Below are 23,034 nucleotides of genomic sequence, written 5' to 3'. Positions count from 1 at the left end.
CAGAGCGTTTTCGGATGGAGCAACCCGCCTCGCAGTACGATCCGAGTGAGGCCGCGCCGCAGGCGAGGCCGGCGCCGGCCCGTACTCTCGTCATCGATCTCGAAGGCGCCCTGCTGCGTTCGGAATTGCTGATGGAGGCGCTGTTCTCAGCCCCCGCCCGCATGCTGGCCCGTTTCGGCGCGGGCGGACGTCCGGGCATGGCTGTCCTCACGGAGGTTCTGGCGCGCGCCAGGATCGACTACGCCCACCTGCCCTATGATGCCGAGGTGCTGAACCGGGCACTGGCGGCGCGGGCGCGGGGCGCGAAGATCTATCTGGTCGCGGAGCGCTTTGCCGACCAGGCGGCCGGCATCTCGGCGCATCTCGGCTTCGACGGCGTCGTGACCCCAGCCGACCTTGCGGCCGGCGGCAATCTGCCGTTCGATCCCGCCGCGATCGAACGCATCGACCATGTCAATCGTGATCGCGCCAGTCTTCGCACCTGGGCGAAGGCGCTGCGGCTCTATCAATACGCCAAGAACACGCTGGTGTTCGTGCCCGTTCTCACCGCGCATCAGGTCAATGTCGCAACGCTCGGCACCACGCTGCTGGCGTTCCTGGCGTTCTCGGCCTGCGCCTCGGGCGCCTATCTGATGAACGATCTGCTCGACCTCGCCGCCGATCGCCAGCATCCGACCAAGCGCCACCGCGCGCTGGCCGCGGGGGACTTGCCGATCTCGTCGGCGCTGCCGGCGATCCCCGTGCTGTGGCTGTTCGCCTTCGGTGCCAGCCTCTGCATTTCCTGGACCTTCCTCGGCGTGCTGGTCGCCTATCTCGTCACCACCATCGCCTATTCGCTGGTGCTCAAGCGCAAGATGCTGGTCGACGTCGTCACGCTTGCCGGCCTCTATTGCCTGCGCATCGTCGCCGGCGCGGTCGCCGCCGGCGTGGTGCTGTCGGAATGGCTGATGGTGTTTTCGCTGTTCGTGTTCACCTCGCTGGCGCTGATCAAGCGTTTCAGCGAGCTCAGCATGCGCCAGGGCGAGGGCCTCGCCGATCCGTCCAACCGCGACTACCGCATCAGCGACCTCCACATCATCGCCGCGATGGCGGCGGCGAGCGCGATGAATGCGGTGACGGTGTTTGCGCTCTACGTCTCGTCCTCGGCGGTGACACCGCTCTACAGCCGGCCCTGGATGCTGTGGCTGCTCGCGCCGCTGCTGCTCTACTGGTTCGGGCGGGCCCTGATGATCGCGCATCGCCGCGAGATGCCTGATGACCCCATCATCTACGCCTTCCGCGACGGCGCCAGCCGCACCACCGTGGCGGCGATGGTCTGCATCATGCTGGCGGCGATCTGAGCCAACCGCGGCTTGCGCCGCCTGTCCCTAATGGCTAAATCGCGGACCATCCGATTAGCCTATGCTGCCGAGCGACCGATTCGATTTGAGGGTTTGAAACGCCATGACCGTACGCCTGCATCGCGGTGACCTGCCTGACCTCTCCCGCTACACCGGCGCGGTGGCGATCGACACCGAGACCATGGGGCTCAACCCGCACCGCGACAGGCTCTGCGTGGTCCAGCTCTCGCCGGGCGACGGCAGCGCCGACGTGGTGCAGATCCCCAAGGGCCACACCGATGCGCCGAATTTGAAGGCGCTGCTGGCCAATCCCGCCATCACCAAGATCTTTCATTTCGCCCGGTTCGACGTCGCGGTGCTGTACCAGACCTTCGGTGTGATGACCGGGCCGATCTACTGCACCAAGATCGCCTCCCGCCTGACCCGCACCTATACCGACCGCCACGGCCTCAAGGACCTCGTCCGCGAGGTGCTCAATGTCGACCTCTCCAAGCAGCAGCAGTCCAGCGATTGGGGTTCCGACAGCCTGAGCGAGCCGCAGCTGGCCTATGCCGCCTCCGACGTGCTGCATCTGCATGCCTTACGCGAGCGGCTGGACGCCATGTTGGTCCGGGAGGGCCGCACGGCGCTGGCAAAAGCCTGTTTCGACTTCCTGCCGACCCGCGCTTTGCTCGACCTCCAGGGCTGGGAGGAAGAGGACATTTTTGCGCATTCCTGAGATCGTTTCGACGTCATTCCGGGTTCGATGCTTCGCATCGCCCCGGAATGACAGCAAGCGGACCAGGGCTGCCGCCTCGTTTCGGACACTTTCGTACCGGTTTGTCGCGGGCTGCATATTCCAGCGGTCGCGGGTACAATGGCGCGGCCTTGAACCGGACAAGGCGAGCGACACCCGGAGCAGCGGTGAATTCGGCCCAGTTTCCCACCTACGACGCTGCGCTTGCGGCGAAGTTTGCCAGTGCGGCGCGCCACAGCCGTCTGGTGCGGATTCTGCGCATCGCAGTCCCGGTGACGGTGGCTGCGTCCCTGGCTGCAATTGTCCTGGTCTCGACCTTGCTCAATCCCTTCCAGATCCCCATCAAGCTCGATTCTGGAAACCTCGTGGTCACGGGCACCAAGATCACGATGGAATCGCCGCACCTCTCAGGCTTCACGCCGGACCAGCGGCCCTACGAGCTGTGGGCCAAGACGGCGACGCAGGACATCACCGACCCCGATCATGTCGACCTCAACGATCTGCGCGCGAAAGTGTTGATGGAGGACCAGTCGACCGTGTTCCTCGATGCCCGCACCGGCCGCTTCGACAACAAGCAGCAGCAGCTCGATTTGCACAAGGACGTCTTCGTGCGCACCTCGACCGGCTACGAGGCGCGGCTGAATTCGGCCTTCGTCGACATGAACAAGGGCACGGTCTCCTCGGACGAACATGTCGACGTCAAATTGACCAACGGCACGCTGACCGCCGACAAACTGCGCATCACCGAGGGCGGCGATGTCATCCGTTTCGAAGGCAATGTGGTGATGCATCTGGACAAGATCAGCACGGATGATGCAGCTCCCGCGCCGGTTGCGCAGCCCGCGCCGCCGCCGGCGAAGAAGAACAAGTCTGCGAATTCGAATTCAAAGTGATTTTCATGGCTCATGTTTTCCCGCGCAATGACGTCAAGCGCCGCGCCATCATCGCAGCGGCTGCGCTGATCATCGCGACTGGCGCAGCGGTCGCGCAGAGCACGATGCAAGGCGTGCCGAACGCGATGCAGGGCTTTTCGCAGAACCGCGATCAGCCGATCCAGATCGAGGCCGCCTCGCTCGAGATGCGCGACAAGAAGAAGGAGGCAACCTTCTCCGGCGACGCGAAGAGCAATGTGAAGGTCGTGCAGGGCGACACCACCATGACCTCGAAGACGCTGGTGGTGTTCTACGAATCGAACAGTGACAAGCAGCCCGCCCCGCAGGCAGCGCCTGCCAAGGGCGCGAAGGCGGCGCCGCCGATGCAGGCGTCGACACCGGGGCCGGGTGGCGCCTCCTCGATCAAGCGGCTGGAAGCGCGCGGCAATGTCGTCGTCACCCAGAAGGATCAGGTGGTGACAGGCGAGACCGCCGTGTTCGACACCAAGACCAACCTCATCACCATGCTGGGCGGGTCTGCGGGCCAGGTGGTGCTGACCCAGTGCCAGAACGTGCTGCGCGGCGACCGTCTCATGGTCGACATGACCACCGGCGTCTCCCGGGTGGAATCCGACAGCGGCAAGGTGCAGGGCCTGTTCATCCAGTCCCAGGGCGGCGGCAATGGCAAATGCGGGACGCCCGCAACGCCTGGCTCCGGCCCGGCGATACCGTCGCTCATTCCGAGTAAGCCAAAGTAAATCAATAGGTTATATAATAATTCGGGGTCGCCAGGTTGAAGCCGGCCCGACAAGATTGTATCTAGCGCGCAGGGCTTTCGAAGCGGGGTTCGCCGCTTTTCGGGCGTGTTTCACTGGGCATGAGACATCCCTTCACTCATGCTGCGCTGGCGAATCGCTGGGGCCGGCGCAGCAGATCGCGAGATCACGCACGATCGTCGTGCAAGATTGTCGTGAAAGGCTAGAAGGCGGGGATGGTCGATCTTTTCAGCATGTTCCGACGGCGCCCCGCCAAGCGCGGCCGGCCAGGATTTGCCCGTCAGGACATCACCGCGCTCGGTGACAGTGTCGGCGGGCTCATACCGAGCCCTGTCAGGGATGCGCCGCCGATCGCCCGTGACCAGCCGATGCAGGCCGCGGATCCCTATGGGGTCGAGGCTCCGCCGCGGCCACGACCGGCGGCGGCGCCGCCTCCCCAGGCCAGATCCAGTTCCAGGGCGAATGGCGCAGGCGCGCCGCAGCTGTTGCGGCGGCCGGGCTTCCTGGCTGTGCATAGCGTGGAAAAGAGTTTCGGCAGCCGCCAGGTCGTGCGCGGCGTCAGCATCTATGTGCGCCGCGGCGAAGCGGTCGGTTTGCTCGGTCCGAACGGCGCCGGCAAGACCACCGTGTTCTACATGATAACAGGCCTGATCAAGGCCGATCGCGGCGCGATCGAGCTCGACGGCCACGATGTCACCCAGCTGCCGATGTATCAGCGCGCGCGGCTCGGCATCGGCTATCTGCCGCAGGAAGCCTCGATCTTCCGCGGCCTCACCGTCGAGCAGAACATCCGCGCCGTGCTCGAAGTGGTCGAGCCTTCGCGCAAGAAGCGCGAGCAGCAGCTCGACTCGCTGCTCGACGAATTCAACATCACGCGCCTGCGGAAATCGCCTTCGATTGCGCTGTCGGGCGGTGAGCGCCGCCGCGTCGAGATCGCGCGCGCGCTGGCGACGCGTCCCAACTACATGCTGCTTGACGAGCCCTTCGCGGGCATCGATCCGATTGCGGTCGGCGACATTCAGGACCTCGTCCGCCACCTCACCAATCGCGGCATCGGCGTCCTGATCACCGACCACAATGTGCGCGAGACGCTCGGCCTGACCGATCGCGCTTATATCGTCTATGCCGGTGAGATCTTGACAGAGGGGAGCCCGGACGAGATCGTCGCGGATCCGGATGTCCGCCGCCTTTACCTTGGCGAGGAATTCCGCCTCTAGCCCGTTTTTGCGTTTCGTCAAGACGTGTACATCGGGCTCGGACTAGGATAAGCAAAAATCGGACCAATTTTTTGGGAACGGTTCTTGCTTCATGGCGCTTACGCAGAGATTAGAGTTCCGGCAATCGCAGTCGCTGGTCATGACGCCGCAGCTGATGCAGGCGATCAAGCTGCTGCAATTGTCCAATCTCGATCTCACCACCTTCGTGGAGGAGGAACTCGAGCGTAACCCTCTGCTGGAACGGGCCAATGACGAGGGCGGCGGCGAAGCACCGGCCGAGACCGCCCAGTTCAGCGACAGCCATGGTGACGACGATTCGGGCAGCCACGGGGACGGTCCTGGTGAGGGTCTTGGCGCCGACGATGGCTTTGGCGGCAGCGGCGAGGCCTTCGAGCCGGGCCAGGAAGAATGGATGAGCAAGGATCTCGGCTCCCGCGCCGAGATCGAGCAGACCCTCGACACGGGCCTGGACAACGTCTTCTCCGAGGAGCCGGCCGAGGCGGCCGCGCGCAACGCCCAGGACGCCGCGCCGACCACCTACACCGAATGGGGCGGCGGCGCCTCGGGTGACGAAGACTACAATCTCGAAGCTTTTGTCGCGGCCGAGACAACGCTGTCGGACCATCTCGCCGAGCAGCTCTCGGTCGCCTTCACCGGCGCGGCGCAGCGCATGATCGGCCAATACCTGATCGACCTCGTCGACGAAGCCGGTTATCTGCCGCCCGATCTTGGCGGTGCGGCCGAGCGGCTCGGCGCAACGCAAGAGGACGTCGAGGACGTTCTTGCCGTGCTGCAAAAATTCGATCCACCCGGCGTCTGTGCACGGTCCTTGAGCGAGTGCCTCGCGATCCAGCTCCGCGAGCTCGACCGCTACGATCCGGCGATGCAGGCCCTCGTCGAGCATCTCGATCTCCTCGCCAAGCGCGACATCGCATCCTTGCGCAAGCTCTGCGGCGTCGACGACGAGGACATCGCCGACATGATCGGCGAGATCAGGCGGCTCAATCCCAAGCCCGGCATGAAGTTCGGGTCGGCGCGGCTCCAGACCATGGTGCCAGATGTCTATGTCCGGCCGGGTCCTGATGGCGGCTGGCATGTCGAGCTCAACAGCGACACTCTGCCGCGCGTGCTGGTCAACCAGACCTATTACTCCGAGCTGTCGAAGAAGATCGGCAAGGACGGCGACAAGTCGTATTTCACGGACGCGCTGCAGAATGCGACCTGGCTGGTGCGCGCGCTCGACCAGCGCGCCCGCACCATCCTGAAAGTCGCCACCGAGATCGTGCGCCAGCAGGACGGCTTCTTCACCCATGGTGTCGCGCATCTGCGGCCGCTGAATCTGAAGGCCGTTGCCGACGCCATCCAGATGCACGAATCCACGGTGTCGCGCGTCACCGCCAACAAATACATGGCGACAAATCGCGGCACATTCGAGTTGAAATATTTCTTCACGGCCTCGATCGCCTCGGCCGACGGCGGTGAGGCGCATTCGGCCGAAGCGGTGCGTCACCACATCAAGCAGCTGATCGATTCGGAAGCGCCGACGGCGATCCTGTCGGATGATACCATCGTGGAACGCTTGCGCGCCTCGGGCATTGATATTGCCCGCCGCACGGTCGCGAAGTACCGCGAAGCCATGCGCATTCCGTCCTCGGTGCAACGCCGCCGCGACAAGCAGAGCGCTCTTGGTAACGTCCTTTCCACCGCAATGTCCGATCGCTCCCGCAACACCGAACCGGCCTGATTGCGCTGGCGCGAAATCGCGCTACTCTCTTCCCCCATTCGCGACCGATCCAAGCAGGCGCATGATCCGGAAAGGTGTCCGGCGGTTTTCCGACAAGATCATGCGCAGGGAAATGACCTAAGATGCGATGACGCGTCATCGCATCTTAGCCAATTGAACCAAGCGAGGCATCACATGACTCTTCGGATTTCGGGCAAGAGCGTTAGTGTCGGTGAGGCCCTTCGCGGCCGCGTCACTGACCGGACTGAAGAGGTCCTGCGTAAATATTTCGACGGCAATTATTCCGGCCACATCACGCTCAGCAAGGATGGCTTCGGCTTCCGCACCGACTGCGCGCTGCATCTCGATTCGGGAATTACGCTGGAAGCGGATTCGAACGCGCCGGACGCCTATGCCAGTGCCGACCAGGCCCTGATCATGATCGAGAAGCGCCTCAAGCGCTACAAGAGCCGGCTCAAGGACCGTTCAGCCCGCAAGGCCCATGTCGCCTCCGCGGCGCTGGCCGCGCTCGACGCCACCGCCTATGTGCTCGAGGCCCCCGGCGAGGGGGACGATGATGAGGAAGTCACCGGCTACAGCCCGGTGATCATCGCCGAGGCCACGACCTCGCTGAAGCAGATGTCGGTCAGCGAAGCCGTCATGGAACTCGACCTCAGCGGGGCGCCCTGCCTGGTATTCCAGCATGGCTCCTCGGGCCGGGTGAACATCATCTACCGCCGGGCCGACGGCAATGTCGGCTGGATCGACCCGCCGGGTGCCAAATCCGGCGGCTAAAGCGTTTTCGAGCGAAGTGGAAGCCGGTTGGCGGTAAGAAAACGCGTCAAAACAAGAATCCGCTCCCGAAAGGGCACCCCCCGTATCAACCACAGGTCTTAACAATGACCGGGACAAAGCCGCACGCAGCAGTTGGCACCGGGATTGCGTTGGAGTAGAAGCGCCCCACATCAAGACTGGGGCTAAGTCCCCCTTCTGCTTGACCTTCTTGACGCCGGTCGGGCTCGCTTCTAGCGAGACGGCCAATTCGGAACCTGACGGTTTAATTCACCTCGGAACACTTCCATGCCGATTACCGATCTGGTCGCACCCGAGGCGATTCTCCCGGCATTGAAGGTCAACAGCAAGAAGCAGGCGCTCCAGGAGCTCGCGGCCAAGGCAGCCGAGCTGACCGGACAAAACGAGCGCTCGGTGTTCGAGGTGCTGCTCCAGCGCGAGAAGCTCGGCACCACCGCGGTGGGCTATGGCGTCGCCATTCCGCACGGCAAGCTGCCCAAGCTCGAGAAGATCTTTGGCCTGTTCGCCCGGCTCGATCGCCCGATCGATTTCGAGGCGATGGACGGCCAGCCGGTCGATCTCGTCTTCCTGCTGCTCGCGCCCGAAGGCGCCGGCGCCGATCACCTCAAGGCGCTCGCCCGCATTGCCCGCCTGCTCCGCGACCAGGACATCGCCAAGAAGCTCCGCGCCTCGCGCGACGCCCAGGCGATCTATTCGGTGCTGGCCCTGCCGCCGGCGAGCGCGGCGTAATCTTTCACCATTGCCGACTGAGAGAGTGTGTCTGCTCTCTCGCCACGAGGCGCAAACGCCTCAGCACACCGTCGGCAGCAGGCGCCGGACTTCGTCGAGCAGTTCAGCAATCGCCGCCTTGTCACCCGCGAGGTGCTTGAGCAGCGCGCCCTGGAAGAGACCGTCGAACAGCGCATAGAGCGCGGCTGGTGACGATGCCGGCCGCTTGTTGCCGAGCTCGGCATAGCGCGAGGCGATTCGCCAGATCATCGCCTCCAGACTCTTGTCGATCTCGAGCACGTCCTTGCGAAACGCCGCCTCGAACATCGCCTGCGAGCGCAAATCGTACCAGAGCCGGTGCATCCGGGCTTCGTTCTGCAGCGTTGCTGCGAGCTTGGCGAGGAACCCCTCCGTCAATTCATCGCGGCTTGTCGCCGTCGCGACGACCTCGTCATAGCGCGTCACGCACTTCGCCTTGTAGTGGCGCACGCAACAGCAGATCAGGTCGAGCTTGTCGCTGAAATAATAGTGGAACACGCCGTGCGTGAAGGCCGAGTTCTGCGCGATCTCGCGCAGGCTGGTGCGGGCGAAGCCGAGCTCGCCCAGGGTTTCGAGTGCGGCCTCCGCCAGCTCGATCCGCCGCGCGTTGAACTTGTCGTCCCGCACGACCTCCGCCACGGCCTCACGCTTCGCCGCTCCTGTCGCTTGCCGCGCCATTGTCGCGCTGTCTCCGGTCTCTTCCTCACCACGATCCGTCATCCCTACAGACCATCCTCTTTGACAACTGTCAAATTTTTACCTTGACAAGTGTCAAGTTCCGGGAGGAGGGTGCGCGCCAAGAATTTGGACAGTCGTCAAGACGCCAGCACATGGAGGAAACGCATCCACCGGCGCCGCGCCGCCGGAACGGACTCGCATGCCGTTGCGCACCGCGCCGGCACCGTGCTGCCGATTGCAGCACGCACCGATCAGCAGCGAACAGATCAGTCCAGCAGATCAGTCCAAAGATCAGTCCAAGCAAAGGGAGGACGTGCGATGAGTGAGAAGAGCCTTGATGGCCGCAAAGCCCTGGTCACCGGCGGAGCGCGCGGGATAGGAGCCGCTATTGCAGAGGCACTGGCGCGATCCGGTGCGGCGGTCATGATCGGCGACATCCTCGATGACGTCGGCAAGGACAGCGCCGGCCAGATCGCCAGGCTCGGCGTGAAGACCGGCTTCGTGCATCTCGATGTCAGCGACGATGCGCAGTGGGAGAAAGCGACTGCTGCGACGATCGCCACCCTCGGCGGCTACGACATTCTCATCAACAATGCCGGCATCGAGATCACGTCCCTGATCTCGGAGGTCAGGGCCGAGGACGCGCGGCGGATGTGTGACGTCAACATCGTCGGCACCGTGCTCGGCATGAAGCACGCCTTCCGCGCGATGCGGCCGGGCGGACCGGCTGGCAAGGGCGGCGCGGTCGTCAACATCGCCTCCGTCGCGGCGACGATCGCCTTCCCGAGCATCGCGGTCTATTCCGGCACCAAGTCCGCGGTCGATCGCATCACACGGGTTGGCGCGATGGAAGCCGGCAAGCTCGGTTTCGGCGTGCGCGTCAACTGCATCTATCCCGGCTTGATCCCCACCGACATGGGCATGCAGCTGGCCAGCGACATCGTGAAGATCGGCCTTGCGCCCGACGTCAACGCCGCGGTCGGCTCGGTGGTGGAGCAGACGCCTCTCGGCAAGCTCGCGGAGGTCGGCGACATCGCCAATGCCGCGGTGTTCCTGTGCTCGAACGAGGCCCGTTTCATCACCGGCATCGGACTGCCGGTCGATGGCGGCATGGGCATGTAGCAAAGAACCTGACATCAAGCATTTCGGAGGAACGCTATGAGCGCGAAGAGGCCCGTGATCGTCTATGGCGCGTCCGGCTACACCGGCCGGCTGGTCTGCGAATACTTACGCGAATACAACATCCCCTTCGTCGCTGCGGGGCGCAGCGCCGAGAAGCTCAACGCCGCGATGAAGGCGAACGTGGCCGGCATCGAGACCGCCGACTATGAGGTGGTCGAAGTGCCGCACACCGTGAGCGCACTGACGGAGTTGTTCAACGGCGCCTCTGTGGTGCTCAACACCGTGGGTCCCTTCGCCAGGTTCGGCAACGACGTGGTGCAGGCGTGTTGGGCTTCCCGATGCCACTACACCGACACCACCGGCGAGCAGGACTGGCTGATCACGCTCGAGCAGGAGTGGGGCACCAAGTTCGCCAATGCCGGCCTGCTGCTCGCGCCTGGCATTGCACAGATGTACACCACCGGCGAGATCGCAGCCCAGCTGTGCCTGGAGACGCCCGGCCTCGACACCCTTGATATCGCCGTGTTCTGGGGCGGCAGCCCGACCATCGCCTCGACCCAGACCATCCTGGTCAATGCCGCGATGGCCAAGGCCTACTACCTGGAGCAGAACAAATATGTCGAGCACCAGCCCGACGCCGGCCTCACCAACCTCGCCATCCCCGGCCAGCATGAGTTGGCGCTGGCGCTGCCCTGGGGCGGCACCTCGCACCCCGTGTGGTTCAAGCGCGATCCGCGCGTGGCCAATGTGAAGGTGCTGGGCGGCGTGTTCAACCGCGCACTGATGCTGGGCGTGCCGCAGATCGTCGCCGCCGCGCTGGAGGCGACCAAGGACATGAACCCCGACGACCGCTACGCCGCGTTGGCGCAGACCGCCGCCGGCGTGATGAACAAAATGCCGCCGCGCGAGAACCCGCGCGTCAACAAGTCGCTCGATTCGGTGCATGCCTCCGGCCCGCTGGGGCGCGCGCACTGCGTCATCAATGGCAACAGCAACTACAAGCAGACCGGCATGCTGCAGGCCTACGCCGCGGCGCACCTGCTGCAGCAGCCGCCCAAGCGCGTGGGCTTCGCCTCCGGCTGCCAGGCCTTCGGCCATCACGAGCTGCTCGGGCAATTGCGCAGTTTTGGTCTGGTCAGCAAGCCTGTTCTGACGGTGCACGATTAGCTCAATCGCGGGTGGCGCGGCTTGCCGCGTCACCCGCTGCCACTTCGGGGGCGACCATGCGCTTCATCGATTATCTCGACAAAGGCGCCTCGCTCGGCGCCGATGCGCCGTGCCTGACCATGGACGGGCGAGATCTCAGCTATCGCGAGGTGCAGCAGCTCAGCTATCGCGTCGCGCGCGGGCTCGACCGGTCGGGCATCGCGCCCGGCGAGAAGGTTGCGATCCTCTCCGGCAACGATCCGGTCGCGTTTGCCTGCGTGTTTGGCATTTCCCGCGCGGGCGCGGTCTGGTGTCCGATCAATCCGCGCAACGAGGCGGCCGAAAACCGTGTTATCCTCGACCAATTCGACTGCAGCCTGCTGCTGTTTCATTCAAGCTTTGCGCCGATGGTGGCGGCAGTGCGTGCAGAGCTGCCGAAGCTGCGCAAGCTCGTCTGTCTCGATGCCGAATTGCCCTTCGCGCCCTCGTTCGACAGCTGGCTCGCCGGCCTCCCCAACGATCCCTACCAGCGCGAGACGGTCGACGATCTCGCGATGATTCCCGGCACCGGCGGCACCACCGGCAAGCCGAAGGGCGTCATGCTGTCGGGCCGCAACATCGAGACCATGACGGCGCTGACGCTGATGGGTTATCCGTTCAAGGGCCGTCCGGTCTATCTCGCGCTCGCCCCGCTGACCCACGCGGCCGGTGTGCTGTGCTTTCCGATCATGGCGCTCGGTGGCCGCATCGTGATCATGCATCACCCCGACATCGCCGAATTCCTCGATTTGATCGAGCGCTACCATGTCACGCACACCTTCCTGCCGCCGACCGTGATCTACATGCTGCTCGATCATCCCGGGCTCGACTCCGCCAGGCTCGAATCGTTGCAATGTTTCTGGTACGGCGCGGCGCCAATCTCGGCCACGCGGCTTGCGGAGGCGCTCCGGCGCATCGGGCCGATGGCGCAGCTGTTCGGTCAGACCGAAGCGCCGATGATGATCTCGATGATGGCACCGGATGAGCATTACAATGCCGACGGCACCATCGCGATGGAGCGGCTCGCTTCGGCCGGGCGGATCAGTCCGCTGGTGCAGGCCGGCATCATGGATGGTGACGGCAATCTGCTGCCATCAGGCGCGCGTGGCGAGATCGTGGTTCGCGGTTCGCTGGTGATGCAAGGCTATTACAAAAACCCTGACGCCACGGCGGAGGCGTCCGCGCATGGCTGGCACCACACCGGCGACATCGGCTACCTCGACGACGACGGCTACCTCTATATCGTCGACCGCGCCAAGGACATGATCATAACAGGCGGGTTCAATGTCTATTCGATCGAGGTCGAGAACGCGCTGCGGGCGCATGAGGCGGTGCAGGATTGTGCCGTGATCGGCCTTCCGGACCAGAAATGGGGTGAGCGCATCGTCGCCGTGGTGCAGCCCCGCGCCGGCCAGAGCATCGATGCGACCGCGCTGGCAGCCTTCGTCAAGCAGCGCATCGGCAGCGTCAAGACACCGAAGCAGATCGAGGTCTGGGACGATCTGCCGCGCTCCAAGGTCGGCAAGGTGCTGAAGCCGGATATTCGCGCACGGCTGGCAGGTCGCTCAGGCCGCTAAAGCGCGATGGGTGCAAGTTGAAGCGAGTTCGGCCGCACGATGTGGCGGCATCGGCACTGCGCTCCCTCTCCCGCTTGCGGGAGAGGGCTGGGGAGAGGGTATCTCCGCAACGGGACAGTCCCGAAGAGGAAAGAACCCTCACCCGCCACACTCTGCGAGCGTGCAATAGCCGAGGCTAAGCCTCGGCGTCCTTGAAGAACGGCCGCCGAAGGCGGCCTATGCTCTCCCGCAAGGCAAGCGGGAGAGGCAAGCGTGCCCAGCCGGCTAATCCGAAAGCCGCTCCAGCACGTCGCGCATCAGCCCTTGCAGCAGATCGAGCTTGTAGGCCGTCATCGGTAGTGGCTTGGCTTCCGAGGTCGCCGCTTTCGCCGCCGCTGCGATCGATGCCGCATCGGCAACCTGGCCATGAAGCGCGACTTCCGCGGCGGTGAGGCGAAGCGGCACGGGCGCGACGCCGCCGGCAGCGAGACGCACGAGCTGGAACTTGCCGCCGGCGATCACGACGCGGGCGCAGAGCTCCACCAGCGGCCATTCCGCATAGGTCCGGCTGATCGCGCGCTTGTAGGACGCGTGCTCACCCGCAAGCGGAGCCGGAAGCGCAATGCTCCTGATCATCTCGCCTGCTGCGAGCATGTGATCGGCGTGCGCGAGCGAGCCATCGCCGAGCAGATCCGCGATCGAGAGTCCGCTGCGCCGGTCCGTGGCGATGGTCGCATCATAGGCGAGCAGGGCCGCGGCCATGGTGGAGGGATGCGGCGCGACGCACGGGCCGAGATCGAAGGCAACGCCATAGAGATGATTGCCAGACCGGGCAGGGCAGGTGGTGCCGCCTTTCTTCAGGCAATCGATGTCGGCCCGGCGGAAGTACCAGCAGCGCGATCGCTGCGCGAGATTGCCGCCAAGCGTTGCGACCTGGCGCACCTGTGGCGTGGCGAGGCCTTGCGCGCTCGCCGCGATGCCGGGATAGGCAGCGGCGATGAGCGCGTCCGTCGCGATCGTGGCGACGGTGGTCAGCGCGCCGATCTGGGCTGCTCCGTTGGCGTCCCAGGTGATCGCCTTGTCGCCGCTGGCCGAGATATCGACCACCAATCCCTGCGACACGCCGCTGCGGCGGCGTTCGCTGAAATCGGTGCCTCCGGCGCGGAATTCAGGCGTGGGCTTGGCAGTCGGCTTGGCGGTCATGACGGCGACACTCATGCTGCATCCCTCCCCTTCAGCGCGGCCACCAGGCGATCGGGCCGGAACGGAATTTCGGTCAGTCTCACGCCGATCGCATCGCGGATGGCGTTGGCGATCGCGGGCGAGGTCGGCACGGTGGCGACTTCGCCGATGCCGACGCTGCCACCGGGCACATGCTCGAAACCGGCCTCGTCGAAATGCACCTCCAGTTTCGGCATGTCGGCAATCCCCGGAATGCGGTAATCCTCCATGCTGCCGCTCAGGATGTGGCCGCTCCTGGGATCGGTCTCCCGCGCCTCATAGAGTGCGTAGCCGATGCCCTGGATCACCGCGCCGGCGGCCTGGCTTCGCGCCAGCATCGGCGCGGCGAGCTTGCCGATCGAAAGGCCGGTATAGGCGTTGAGCACGCGCACATGGCCGAGCCAGGTATCGACCTCGACTTCCATCAGCTGCACCGAGCTCGGCACGCCGGCGCCGACCACCATGTGGTTCATCAGGCGCAGCACCCAACCGAACACCCGGCCCATGATGCCCGCCTCGTGCAGCGCGGGCCGCACGCCGGGCGGCGGCTTGCCGTCCTCCTGGCGTCTTGCCGACACGGCGATATCAGGGGAAGCCGCGATCATCTCGCGCCACGGCGCGTTCGAGCCCGGAGCGGGCGTGCGGGACGCGGTGCGCTTGATTTCCGCCTTCAGCTTGTCGATGGCGAGCAGGGTCGGTGGCACCACCGAGGCGGTGACGCGGCTGCCGCCGGAGCCCGGCCCTCGCGGCAGGTTGGAGCGGCCGATGCGAACCTCCACGTCCTGTGGCTCGAGATCGAACGCTTTCGCGACAGTGTTCGCGATCACGCTGCGCGTGCCCGTGCCGATATCCTGGACCGCGCAGCTTGCGACGATGCGGCCGCCCTTGACCGCGAGCTCGACCGAGGAGCCGGTCTGCCAGAGATAGAGCCAGTAGCCGGTGGCGACGCCGACGCCGCGCCGGTAGCGCCCGGTCTGCGCGGCGGCCGGCTTGCGGTTCTTCCAGACGTCGAGGCCTGCGGCCCAGTCGTACAATCGCTGGCGATTGGGATCGGGGTCCCAGCGCTTGCGCAGCTGGATCGGGTCGATCTTCATCCGCAGCGCGGCTTCATCGACCGCCTGCTCCAGCGCAAACGACATCGGCGGACCGCCGGGGCCGCGGAACGGCGCGCCGGGCGGCAAGTTGCTCAGCACGTCGAAGTCGACGAGCTCTTTCGCTTCGGCCGGATAGATCAGCCGCGCCAGGCCGGAGATCAGCGAGTTCACGGCGGCGCCGGTATCGGCATGCGCGGTGAGCGACAGCGCCTTGAGGCGGCCTTCCGCCGAAGGCAGCAAGGACAGCTTCAATTCGGCGGCCGGACGATAGCCGGCGACGGAAAGCTCCTCTTCGCGATCGAAGGCGACCCGTACCGGCGCCTTCGCGGCGCGCGCGAGCTCGATCGCGGCGATGGTCTCGAGGCCAAGGCTGCCCTTGGAGCCGAAGCCGCCGCCGACATGATCGGCGATCACACGCACCTTGTCGTGCGGAAGGCCATAGCGCTTGGCGATCTTCTCCATGCTCTCGTGAATGGCCTGGGTCGAGATGTGCACGGTGAGCTCATCGCCGTCGAACCTGGCCACGGCGGCATGTGGTTCGAGGCTGGCGTGCTGTTGCGTCGAGACGCGGAAGGTTTCCTCGACCACCAGCGGATTGCGTTGCGCCCGCGCCTCGTCGAGCCAGCTCCTGGCCTGCTTGGCATTCTGCGAGAATGGCGCCGAAGGTCCGCGCACATTGCCCTTCCACGACACCGGAGCGCCGCCGGCGCCCTCGGACACGTTGCCGGCACGCTTGCGGTCCTTCTTGTCGAACACGATTGGCGCATCGTCGCGTCGCGCTGCATCGAGCCCGATCACCGCGGGGAAAGGCTCGGGCTTGAAGCTGATCGCGGCGATGGCCTGCAATGCGGTGCGGCGATCCCTGGCCGCGACGGCTGCAATCGGCGCGCCGACGAAGCGGACCATGTTGTCATCGTCGAGCAGCGGAACGACCGCGGCAACACCGGGAATAGTGCGTGCCGGCGCCAGGTCAAGGGAGGTGATCCTCGCATGCGCGACGTGCGCGCGCAGGATGACGCCCTCGAGCTGGCCGTCATGGTGGATGTCGACGGTATAGCGGGCCAGTCCCGTCACCTTGTCGCGGGCTTCCAACCGCGGTGCGACGGGATCGTTGCCGTCGAAGCGGCCTGAACAAGCCTCCGCCACCGCGCGAAAAATGCCTTCATAGGCGCCGCAGCGGCAGAGATGTCCCGCGAGCGCGGCGGCGATCTCCTCGCGCGATGGCGTCGCCGTGCCCTTGGTCGCGCGCCAGCCGTCATGGAAGGCGGTGGCTTCGACGACAAAGCCCGGTGTGCAGAAGCCGCATTGCAGGGCGTCGTGCGCCATGAACGCCTTCTGCACCGGATGCAATCGGGTAGCTCCTATGCCCTCGATGGTCGTCACTGATTTGCCGCCGGCCGCCTGCGCCGGCAACAGGCAGCTCACGACGGGCACGCCGTCGAGCAGCACGGTGCAGGCCCCGCAGACGCCGGAGCCGCAGACGAGCTTGGTGCCGGTGAGGCCGCCATCGCGGATCACGTCGATCAAGAGCGCGTCCGGATCGTCTGATAGCACCAGAGGCCTTCCATTGAGGGTCGTGGCGGTCATTTTCGAACTCCCGTTTTGCGTGGGGACTTCTTCGCGGCAGGCGCCGTCGCGCCGGCGATCAGCATGCGCAGCATGGTCTCGAGCTGTTTCAGGAACGCTTCGAACGGCTGCATGGAAGGGAAGGCGGATTTGGTACCGTGGATCGCCATCTCGACGCAGCGCGCGAGCTCGCGGGCACTGACGCCGCTTTCGAGCGTCATTTTTCGCTTGCGGCACACCCGCGCGATCGTGGTTGCGATCTCGTCGGCGAAACGGCTGGAATAGCTCTGGTAGAGGTCGCGCGCCTGCGCGAGGTGCTCGGAAAACAGCTCCTCGGTATGGGGCGAGTCCTTGAGCGAGGCGAGCAACGACTGCATCCGCGCGCCGATCTGCGCGACCAGGATGTCGGCAAGCGCGAGGCCCGATTCTTCCGCCGCCTTCGCTGCCGCGATTTCGGCGGCGAGCCCCTGCTCGTAGAGCCGCTCGATCACGGCGTGAAACAGCGCCTCCTTGGAGGCGAAGTGATGATAGAGCGCCTGCCGCGTCAGCCCGGCCTCCTCCGCCGCCTGCTCGATCGAGGAACGGCGGAAGCCGTGGCGCCGGAACACGCGCATGGCGGCGTCGAGGATACGATCCTGGGGAGGGGCCTTGGCCTGCATTTTGTCAGATTTGACAAATGTGAAGGAACTGTCAAATCACGGATTGATGACGGCCTCGTGCGCGCATGGCCGAGGCCGCCCCCGCACGCGGACAGGGACAGCGCATATGGTCGCACGATGTGGCGGCATCGGCACTAGGCCCCCCTCTCCCGCTTGCGGGAGAGGGTCGGGGAGAGGGTGTCTCCGCAATGAGACAATCCCCAAGAGGAAAGAACCCTCACCCGCCACGCGCGGGACGATGCTTCGCATCGCCCGGGCGTGTCGGCCTCTCCCGCAAGCGGGAGAGGCGGAGCAAACCCGCAGGCAATCCTCGTGCAATCGATATGCCATTGCCCTGCCGCACGCGGCAGGTACATCGCCGAATTGCCGCTGGCTCGCGATAGCGGCGCGAAAAACATCACCTCTCAAATGAAAACGGGCACGCCTTCCTGCGAAGGCATGCCCGCTCAAAACTCTCTTCGTGCGACGCGCGCTTAGTGCACGCTCATCGCTTGCAGCTCATTGCTCCAGGCGTTGGCGATTGCGGCTTCGCGGCTGTCGGTCAGCATGATCGGCGTGCCGTCGGCGGCGTGGAGCGCGAACAGCTTGAGGCCGGGCGCAATCTTCGGGGCTTCGGGGAACAGGCCGGGCACATCCTCGGAGCGGATCTGCTTCACATAGGCGATGTGGCCTTCGCCGAGGTTTGCCAGCGTCTCGGGTGAGACGTTCCTGGCTTCGTATTCGAACGCAACGTGACCTTCACTCATGGTCTCGACTCCTTCACAGAACTAAGCGGTCGAGTCCGCTACTCGTTCCATTATTCGTGCTCATTGATAGCGATTGTCTTAACGATCCTCTCCGGTTCTGGCCGGGCCAGGTCGATCGACAACAACCCGTTCTTCAGATCCGCACCCAGCACCAGCATCCCCTCCGCCAGCACGAAGGTGCGCTGGAAGTGGCGCGCGGCGATGCCGCGATGGATGTATTGCCGGGTCTTGTCGTCCTGCTGCCGCCCGCGAATGACGAGCTGGTTTTCCTCAATGGTTACATCGAGTTGGTCGCGGGTGAAGCCGGCGACCGCCAGCGTGATGCGCAAGCGCTCGGGCTGGCCGTCCGATCGGTCGCACCTCTCGATATTGTAGGGAGGATAGCCGTCGGCGCCTTTGACGACGCGATCGAGCACGCGCTCGATTTCGTCGAAGCCCAGCAGGAACGGACTGGAAAGCGTGGGAACACGAGACATAGTTTACAAAGTCCTCGCGGAAAGCGACTTTGGTGTTTCGGGGCCCCATCAAGGCACCCCTTGGTCAGCAATATGGGCATATCCCCGTGCGGGTTCAAGCACGTAGCAGGGGCTGTGGATTCACTGCTTGCGCTGCCCGCGCGGCGGTGCCGGATTTCCGGACGATTCTCCCAATGAAAACAGACCCCCTTCTACTGTGCATGGGGTTGTTTTCGACAGGTTTGGCCGGGAACCGATCAGACCTCGATCCGCGTCCGTCCATCGCCACTGAAGAGATGCAGCTTGTTGCGGACTGCGGCGACATGGATCTTCGCGCCGATCGCAGGAGCCTCGGTTCCGGGGATGCGGACGATGACCTCGCCCGGCGGCAGCTCGCCCGGCGTGGCGGCGACGGGCTGCTCGTCCTGGGCGCGCGAGCCGTAGACGAAAGTCTCGGCGCCGACGCGCTCGATCGCGTCGACGGTCAGCGACAGCGCAACGCCGCCTGATGGCGTCTGGTCGGTGATGACGAGATCCTCGGGTCGGATGCCGAGGATGCCGGCTTCGCCTGCGGCGCCGCCGAGCTGCGACTTGATCTCGTCCTGGCGTGTCGACATCAGGTTCATCGGCGGTGCGCCGATGAAGGAGGCGACGAAGGTGGTCGCCGGCTTCTCGTAGATCGCGAGCGGATTGCCGACCTGCTCGACCCGGCCGCCGTTCATCACCACCAGAATGTCGGCGAGCGTCATCGCCTCGAGCTGGTCGTGGGTGACGTAGATCGAAGTGACGTTGAGCCGGCGCTGCAATTTGCGGATCTCGACGCGCATCGAGATGCGCAGCTTGGCATCCAGGTTCGACAGCGGCTCGTCGAACAGGAACACCTTGGGCTGGCGCACGATGGCGCGGCCCATGGCGACGCGCTGGCGCTGGCCGCCGGAGAGCTGGCGCGGCTTGCGCTCCAGCATGGCGGAGAGCTCGAGCACCCGCGCGGCTTCCTCGACGCGGGTCTTGATCTCGGCTTCCGGCATGCCGCGATTGCGCAGGCCGTAGGCCATGTTGTTGAACACGCTCATATGCGGATAGAGCGCGTAGTTCTGGAACACCATCGCGATGTCGCGATCGGCGGGCTCGATTCCATTGACGACCTTGCCGCCGATGTCGATCTCGCCGCCGGTGACGGTCTCGAGGCCGGCGACCATGCGGAGCAGCGTGGACTTGCCGCAGCCGGAGGGGCCGACCAGCACGCAGAACTGGCCGTCGCCGACATCGACGTTGACGCCCTTGATGGCCTCGAAGCCGCCGCTGTAGGTCTTGCGGACGTTGCGCAGGGTGACGTTGGCCATCTCTCTTTACTTCTCCGTCTCGACCAGGCCGCGCACGAACAATTTCTGCATGGCGACGACGACGAACACCGGCGGCAGCATGGCCAGCACGGCCGTCGCCATCACGATCGGCCATTCGGTCAGCGCATCGTTGGTGGTCATCATCTTGCGGATGCCGATCTGGATGGTCTGCATGTCGTCGCGCGTGGTGATGAGCAGCGGCCAGAGATATTGATTCCAGCCGAGAATGAAGAGGATCACGAACAGCGCCGCCATGTTGGTGCGCGACAGCGGCAGCAGCGTATCCCAGAAGAAGCGCAAGGGACCGGCGCCGTCGATGCGCGAGGCCTCCAGCAATTCATCCGGCACGGTCATGAAGAACTGGCGAAACAACAGCGTCGCCGTCGCCGATGCGATCAGCGGCAGCGCCAGGCCCGCATAGCTGTCGAGCATGTGCAGGTCGGCGACGATCTTGTAGGTCGGATAGATGCGCACCTCGACCGGCAGCATCAGGGTGATGAAGATGATCCAGAAGATCGGCATCCGGAACGGAAAGCGGAAATACACGATCGCATAGGCGGAGATGATCGAGATCGCGATCTTGCCGATCGCGATCGCCAGCGCCATCACCAGCGAATTGAACATCATGTTGCCGACGGGCTCGCGGGTCGTGCCGCTCGTGCCGACGAAAATCGTCTGGTAATAGACCTCCAAGAAATGGCCGCCCGGGAGCAGCGACATCTGGCCGTTGGCAATCAACGCGTTGTCCTGGGTCGACGCGACAAAGGCCACGTAGACCGGAAAGGCGACGATCGCGATCCCGATCCAGAGGATGATGTGGGCGACGTAACGCCTGAAGCCCTCTTGCTCGACCATCAGTAGGTCACCTTGCGTTCGACGAAGCGGAACTGGATTCCGGTGAGCACGATCACCATGATCATCAGGATCACCGATTGCGCCGCCGAGCTGCCGAGATTTCCGCCGATCAGGCCGTCATTATAGACCTTGTAGACCAGCGTGACCGTCGAGGTGCCGGGGCCACCGCGCGTCATGGTGTCGATGATGCCGAAGGTGTCGAAGAAGGCGTAGACGATGTTGACGACCAGGAGGAAGAAGATGGTCGGCGACAGCAGCGGGAAGGTCACGGTCCAGAACCGCCGCATCGGGCGCGCGCCGTCGATCGCGGCGGCCTCGAGCACGCTTTTCGGAATCGCCGCGAGCCCTGCGAGGAAGAACAGGAAATTATAGGAGATCTGCTTCCAGGCGGCGGCGAGGATGACGAGTGTCGCGGCCTGGTTGCCGTCGAGCAGCGGATTCCATTCAATGCCGGCGGCGCGCAAATAGCGCGAGAGCACGCCGAGCGAGGGATGCAGCATGAACACCCAGAGCACGCCGACCACCGGCGGCGCCACCGCATAGGGCCAGATCAGCAGCGTGCGATACACCGCGCCGCCGCGTAAGGGCTTGTCCGCCATCACCGCAAGCAGCAACGCCACGGAGAGCGAGGACGCCGCGATCGCGAACGAGAAGAAGAAGGTGCGGACGACAGTCTCGAAATAGGCGGGCTCACTGAACAGCTCGAAATAATTCTCGAACCAGACGAAGCTCGTCGAGAGGCCGAAAGCGTCCTGGAGCAGGAACGACTGGATCACGGCCTGCAAGGCCGGCCAGTAGAAGAAAACCAGGACGATCGCGAGTTGCGGGGCAACCAGCGCGTAAGGCAGCAGCTTTGATTGGAAAATCGCTTGCTTTTGCATGATGGGGTAGCGCGGGCGGGCCGCTGATCGATGCGGCCCGCCGGCGCCTTCGCCTTATTTTACGGCGGTCTTTTCGAACTGGCGCAGCATGGTGTTGCCGCGCTCGACCGAGGCGTCGAGCGCCTGCTTGGCGGTCTTCTTGCCGGCGAGCGCCTGCTCGATCTCTTCCGCCCAGACGTCACGCAGCTGGACCATGTTGCCGAGGCGCAGGCCGCGCGAATTCTCGGTCGGCTCCTTGTTGGTCAGCTCGAGCAGCGGGGTCTCGAGATAGGGCTGATCCTTGTAGAAGCCCTCGGCCTTGGCCTTCTCGTAGGCGGCCTTGGTGATCGGCAGATAGCCCGAGGCCTTGTGGATGTAGACCTGGCGATCGGTGTCCGACAGGAAGGTCAGGAATTTCGCGACGCCCTTGTACTCGTCGGCCGACTTGCCGCCCATCACCCAGAGCGAGGCACCGCCGATGATCGAGTTCTGCGGCGCGCCCTTGACGTCGGGATAGTAAGGCATCGGCACGGCGGTGAAGTTGAACTTGGCCTGCGCCTTGACGTTGCCGAAGAAGGCCGACGAGGTCAGGTAGATCGCGCACTCGCCCGAGGTGAAGCGGCCTTCGCCCTGGTTGGTGCGGCCGGCGTAGTCGTAGGTCTTGTCCTTCTGCAGCTCGACCAGTTTCTCGAGATGCTTCTCCTGCAGCGGTGCGTTGAACTCGAGCTTGGTGTCGAAGCCGTCGAGGCCGTTCGCCTTGCTGGCGAGCGGCACGTTGTGCCAGGCGGAGAGCTGCTCGAGATTGACCCAGGTGACCCAGGAGTTGGAGAAGCCGCAGGTCGGATGGCCGTTGTCGTGCAGCTTCTTGGCGACCTCGAACACTTCGGGCCAGGTCTTCGGGATCTCGGCATTGACCTTCTTCAGCTCGTCGAGATTGACCCACATGACTGTCGACGACGAGTTGAATGGGAAGGACAGCATCTCGCCCTTCGAGGTCGAGTAGTAGCCGGTGATCGCGGACAGATAGGCCTTCGGATCGAACTTCTCGCCGGCGTCGGCCATCAGCTTGTAGACCGGCTTCACGGCGCCGGTCGCGGCCATCATGGTCGCGGTGCCGACCTCGAACACTTGCATGATATGCGGCGCATTGCCGGCGCGGAACGCGGCGATGCCGGCGTTCATGGTGTCGGGATAGCTGCCCTTGTAGGTCGGGATGACCTTGTAGTCGCTCTGCGCCGCGTTGAAGTCGTTGGCGAGCTTGACGATGACGTCGTTGTTCGCGCCGGTCATCGCGTGCCACCACTGGATTTCAGTCACGGCCAGCGCCGGCGAAGCCGTCATGCCGACTGCCATTGCGACAGCGGCAGCCGCCCCAAAAAATCGAAGAGCCATCAAGAAACCTCCCTCAGCCGTCAATAAAGAAGCGCTTGCGCTAGCAGCGCCATATGACGTTCACATGACTGTGTAAGC

General features: G+C 64.6%; 21 protein-coding genes. 11 read left to right on the top strand and 10 right to left on the bottom strand.

The genetic code is table 11. The features are described 5' to 3' along the window. Positions 1–14 precede the first annotated feature (14 nt). The 8 genes from XH98_RS24930 to ptsN all read left to right on the top strand — a co-directional run bounded on the left by XH98_RS24930 (position 15) and on the right by ptsN (position 8,206). Positions 15–1,340 carry a UbiA family prenyltransferase gene (locus tag XH98_RS24930; RefSeq protein ID WP_271620213.1) on the top strand — a complete coding sequence of 442 codons (1,326 nt, stop codon included), beginning with the start codon at positions 15–17 and terminating at the stop codon, positions 1,338–1,340. A gap of 103 nt (positions 1,341–1,443) precedes the next feature. Continuing rightward, positions 1,444–2,058 (top strand): ribonuclease D, encoded by a 615-nt coding sequence (locus XH98_RS24925; RefSeq protein ID WP_057752212.1) that lies wholly within the window; start codon positions 1,444–1,446, stop codon positions 2,056–2,058. Between the two features lie 185 nt (positions 2,059–2,243). After that, the gene (gene lptC / locus XH98_RS24920) at positions 2,244–2,969 is read left to right on the top strand and encodes an LPS export ABC transporter periplasmic protein LptC (RefSeq protein ID WP_271600280.1); all 726 of its coding nucleotides are present in this window, start codon (positions 2,244–2,246) and stop codon (positions 2,967–2,969) included. A gap of 5 nt (positions 2,970–2,974) precedes the next feature. Further along, the gene (locus XH98_RS24915; RefSeq protein ID WP_271600281.1) at positions 2,975–3,706 is read left to right on the top strand and encodes an LptA/OstA family protein; all 732 of its coding nucleotides are present in this window, start codon (positions 2,975–2,977) and stop codon (positions 3,704–3,706) included. A gap of 233 nt (positions 3,707–3,939) precedes the next feature. Then, positions 3,940–4,941, top strand: coding sequence for an LPS export ABC transporter ATP-binding protein (gene lptB / locus XH98_RS24910; RefSeq protein ID WP_271620212.1), 1,002 nt, complete (start codon positions 3,940–3,942; stop codon positions 4,939–4,941). Positions 4,942–5,032: 91 nt separating this feature from the next. Further along, complete coding sequence (gene rpoN, locus XH98_RS24905) at positions 5,033–6,685, top strand: RNA polymerase factor sigma-54 (RefSeq protein WP_271600283.1); 1,653 nt, start codon at positions 5,033–5,035, stop codon at positions 6,683–6,685. A 174-nt stretch (positions 6,686–6,859) separates the two neighbouring features. Further along, positions 6,860–7,459 (top strand): ribosome hibernation-promoting factor, HPF/YfiA family, encoded by a 600-nt coding sequence (hpf, locus tag XH98_RS24900; protein ID WP_057752227.1) that lies wholly within the window; start codon positions 6,860–6,862, stop codon positions 7,457–7,459. A 285-nt stretch (positions 7,460–7,744) separates the two neighbouring features. Further along, on the top strand, positions 7,745–8,206 hold the full coding sequence (gene ptsN / locus XH98_RS24895) for a PTS IIA-like nitrogen regulatory protein PtsN (protein WP_027528272.1): 462 nt from the start codon (positions 7,745–7,747) through the stop codon (positions 8,204–8,206). 60 nt (positions 8,207–8,266) lie between these two features. Here the strand turns inward: ptsN and XH98_RS24890 are convergent, their stop codons facing one another. After that, positions 8,267–8,944 carry a TetR/AcrR family transcriptional regulator gene (locus XH98_RS24890; protein WP_271600284.1) on the bottom strand — a complete coding sequence of 226 codons (678 nt, stop codon included), beginning with the start codon at positions 8,942–8,944 and terminating at the stop codon, positions 8,267–8,269. Positions 8,945–9,220: 276 nt separating this feature from the next. Between XH98_RS24890 and XH98_RS24885 the strand changes: the two genes are divergently transcribed. The 3 genes from XH98_RS24885 to XH98_RS24875 are packed head-to-tail and all read left to right on the top strand — an operon-like array spanning position 9,221 to position 12,786. Next, complete coding sequence (locus XH98_RS24885; RefSeq protein ID WP_271620211.1) at positions 9,221–10,024, top strand: SDR family NAD(P)-dependent oxidoreductase; 804 nt, start codon at positions 9,221–9,223, stop codon at positions 10,022–10,024. A 36-nt stretch (positions 10,025–10,060) separates the two neighbouring features. Further along, positions 10,061–11,191, top strand: coding sequence for a DUF5938 domain-containing protein (locus XH98_RS24880; protein ID WP_271620210.1), 1,131 nt, complete (start codon positions 10,061–10,063; stop codon positions 11,189–11,191). Positions 11,192–11,247: 56 nt separating this feature from the next. Continuing rightward, positions 11,248–12,786, top strand: coding sequence for an AMP-binding protein (locus XH98_RS24875; protein WP_271620209.1), 1,539 nt, complete (start codon positions 11,248–11,250; stop codon positions 12,784–12,786). Positions 12,787–13,050: 264 nt separating this feature from the next. Here the strand turns inward: XH98_RS24875 and XH98_RS24870 are convergent, their stop codons facing one another. The 9 genes from XH98_RS24870 to ugpB all read right to left on the bottom strand — a co-directional run bounded on the left by XH98_RS24870 (position 13,051) and on the right by ugpB (position 22,956). Then, on the bottom strand, positions 13,051–13,983 hold the full coding sequence (locus XH98_RS24870) for an FAD binding domain-containing protein (protein ID WP_271620208.1): 933 nt from the start codon (positions 13,981–13,983) through the stop codon (positions 13,051–13,053). Beyond that, a complete protein-coding gene (locus XH98_RS24865; protein ID WP_271620207.1) occupies positions 13,980–16,667 on the bottom strand; it encodes a molybdopterin-dependent oxidoreductase in 2,688 nt (895 codons plus the stop codon). The genes XH98_RS24870 and XH98_RS24865 overlap by 4 nt, the downstream gene beginning before the upstream one ends. After that, entirely contained in the window at positions 16,664–17,305 is a 642-nt protein-coding gene (locus tag XH98_RS24860) for a TetR/AcrR family transcriptional regulator (RefSeq protein ID WP_271600290.1), read from the bottom strand. The genes XH98_RS24865 and XH98_RS24860 overlap by 4 nt, the downstream gene beginning before the upstream one ends. 473 nt (positions 17,306–17,778) lie before the next feature. Continuing rightward, positions 17,779–18,051, bottom strand: a complete 273-nt coding sequence (locus XH98_RS24855) for a DUF1150 family protein (RefSeq protein WP_057752251.1) — start codon at positions 18,049–18,051, stop codon at positions 17,779–17,781. Positions 18,052–18,101: 50 nt separating this feature from the next. Next, on the bottom strand, positions 18,102–18,527 hold the full coding sequence (locus tag XH98_RS24850) for an Hsp20 family protein (protein WP_011083554.1): 426 nt from the start codon (positions 18,525–18,527) through the stop codon (positions 18,102–18,104). 236 nt (positions 18,528–18,763) lie between these two features. Further along, a complete protein-coding gene (locus XH98_RS24845) occupies positions 18,764–19,849 on the bottom strand; it encodes a sn-glycerol-3-phosphate import ATP-binding protein UgpC (protein ID WP_271600292.1) in 1,086 nt (361 codons plus the stop codon). Between the two features lie 6 nt (positions 19,850–19,855). Then, complete coding sequence (gene ugpE / locus XH98_RS24840; RefSeq protein WP_271600293.1) at positions 19,856–20,704, bottom strand: sn-glycerol-3-phosphate ABC transporter permease UgpE; 849 nt, start codon at positions 20,702–20,704, stop codon at positions 19,856–19,858. Continuing rightward, positions 20,704–21,585 (bottom strand): sn-glycerol-3-phosphate ABC transporter permease UgpA, encoded by an 882-nt coding sequence (gene ugpA / locus XH98_RS24835; protein WP_271600294.1) that lies wholly within the window; start codon positions 21,583–21,585, stop codon positions 20,704–20,706. Before ugpA ends, ugpE begins: the two co-directional genes overlap by 1 nt. 54 nt (positions 21,586–21,639) lie before the next feature. After that, positions 21,640–22,956: a sn-glycerol-3-phosphate ABC transporter substrate-binding protein UgpB gene (ugpB, locus tag XH98_RS24830; RefSeq protein WP_271600295.1), complete on the bottom strand. Its 1,317-nt coding sequence runs from the start codon at positions 22,954–22,956 to the stop codon at positions 21,640–21,642. Between the last annotated feature and the right edge of the window lie 78 nt (positions 22,957–23,034).

This window comes from Bradyrhizobium sp. CCBAU 51745, from assembly GCF_028128715.1.
Taxonomy (GTDB): Bacteria; Pseudomonadota; Alphaproteobacteria; order Rhizobiales; family Xanthobacteraceae; genus Bradyrhizobium; species Bradyrhizobium manausense.
This window is presented reverse-complemented; position numbering and strand designations above follow the sequence as displayed.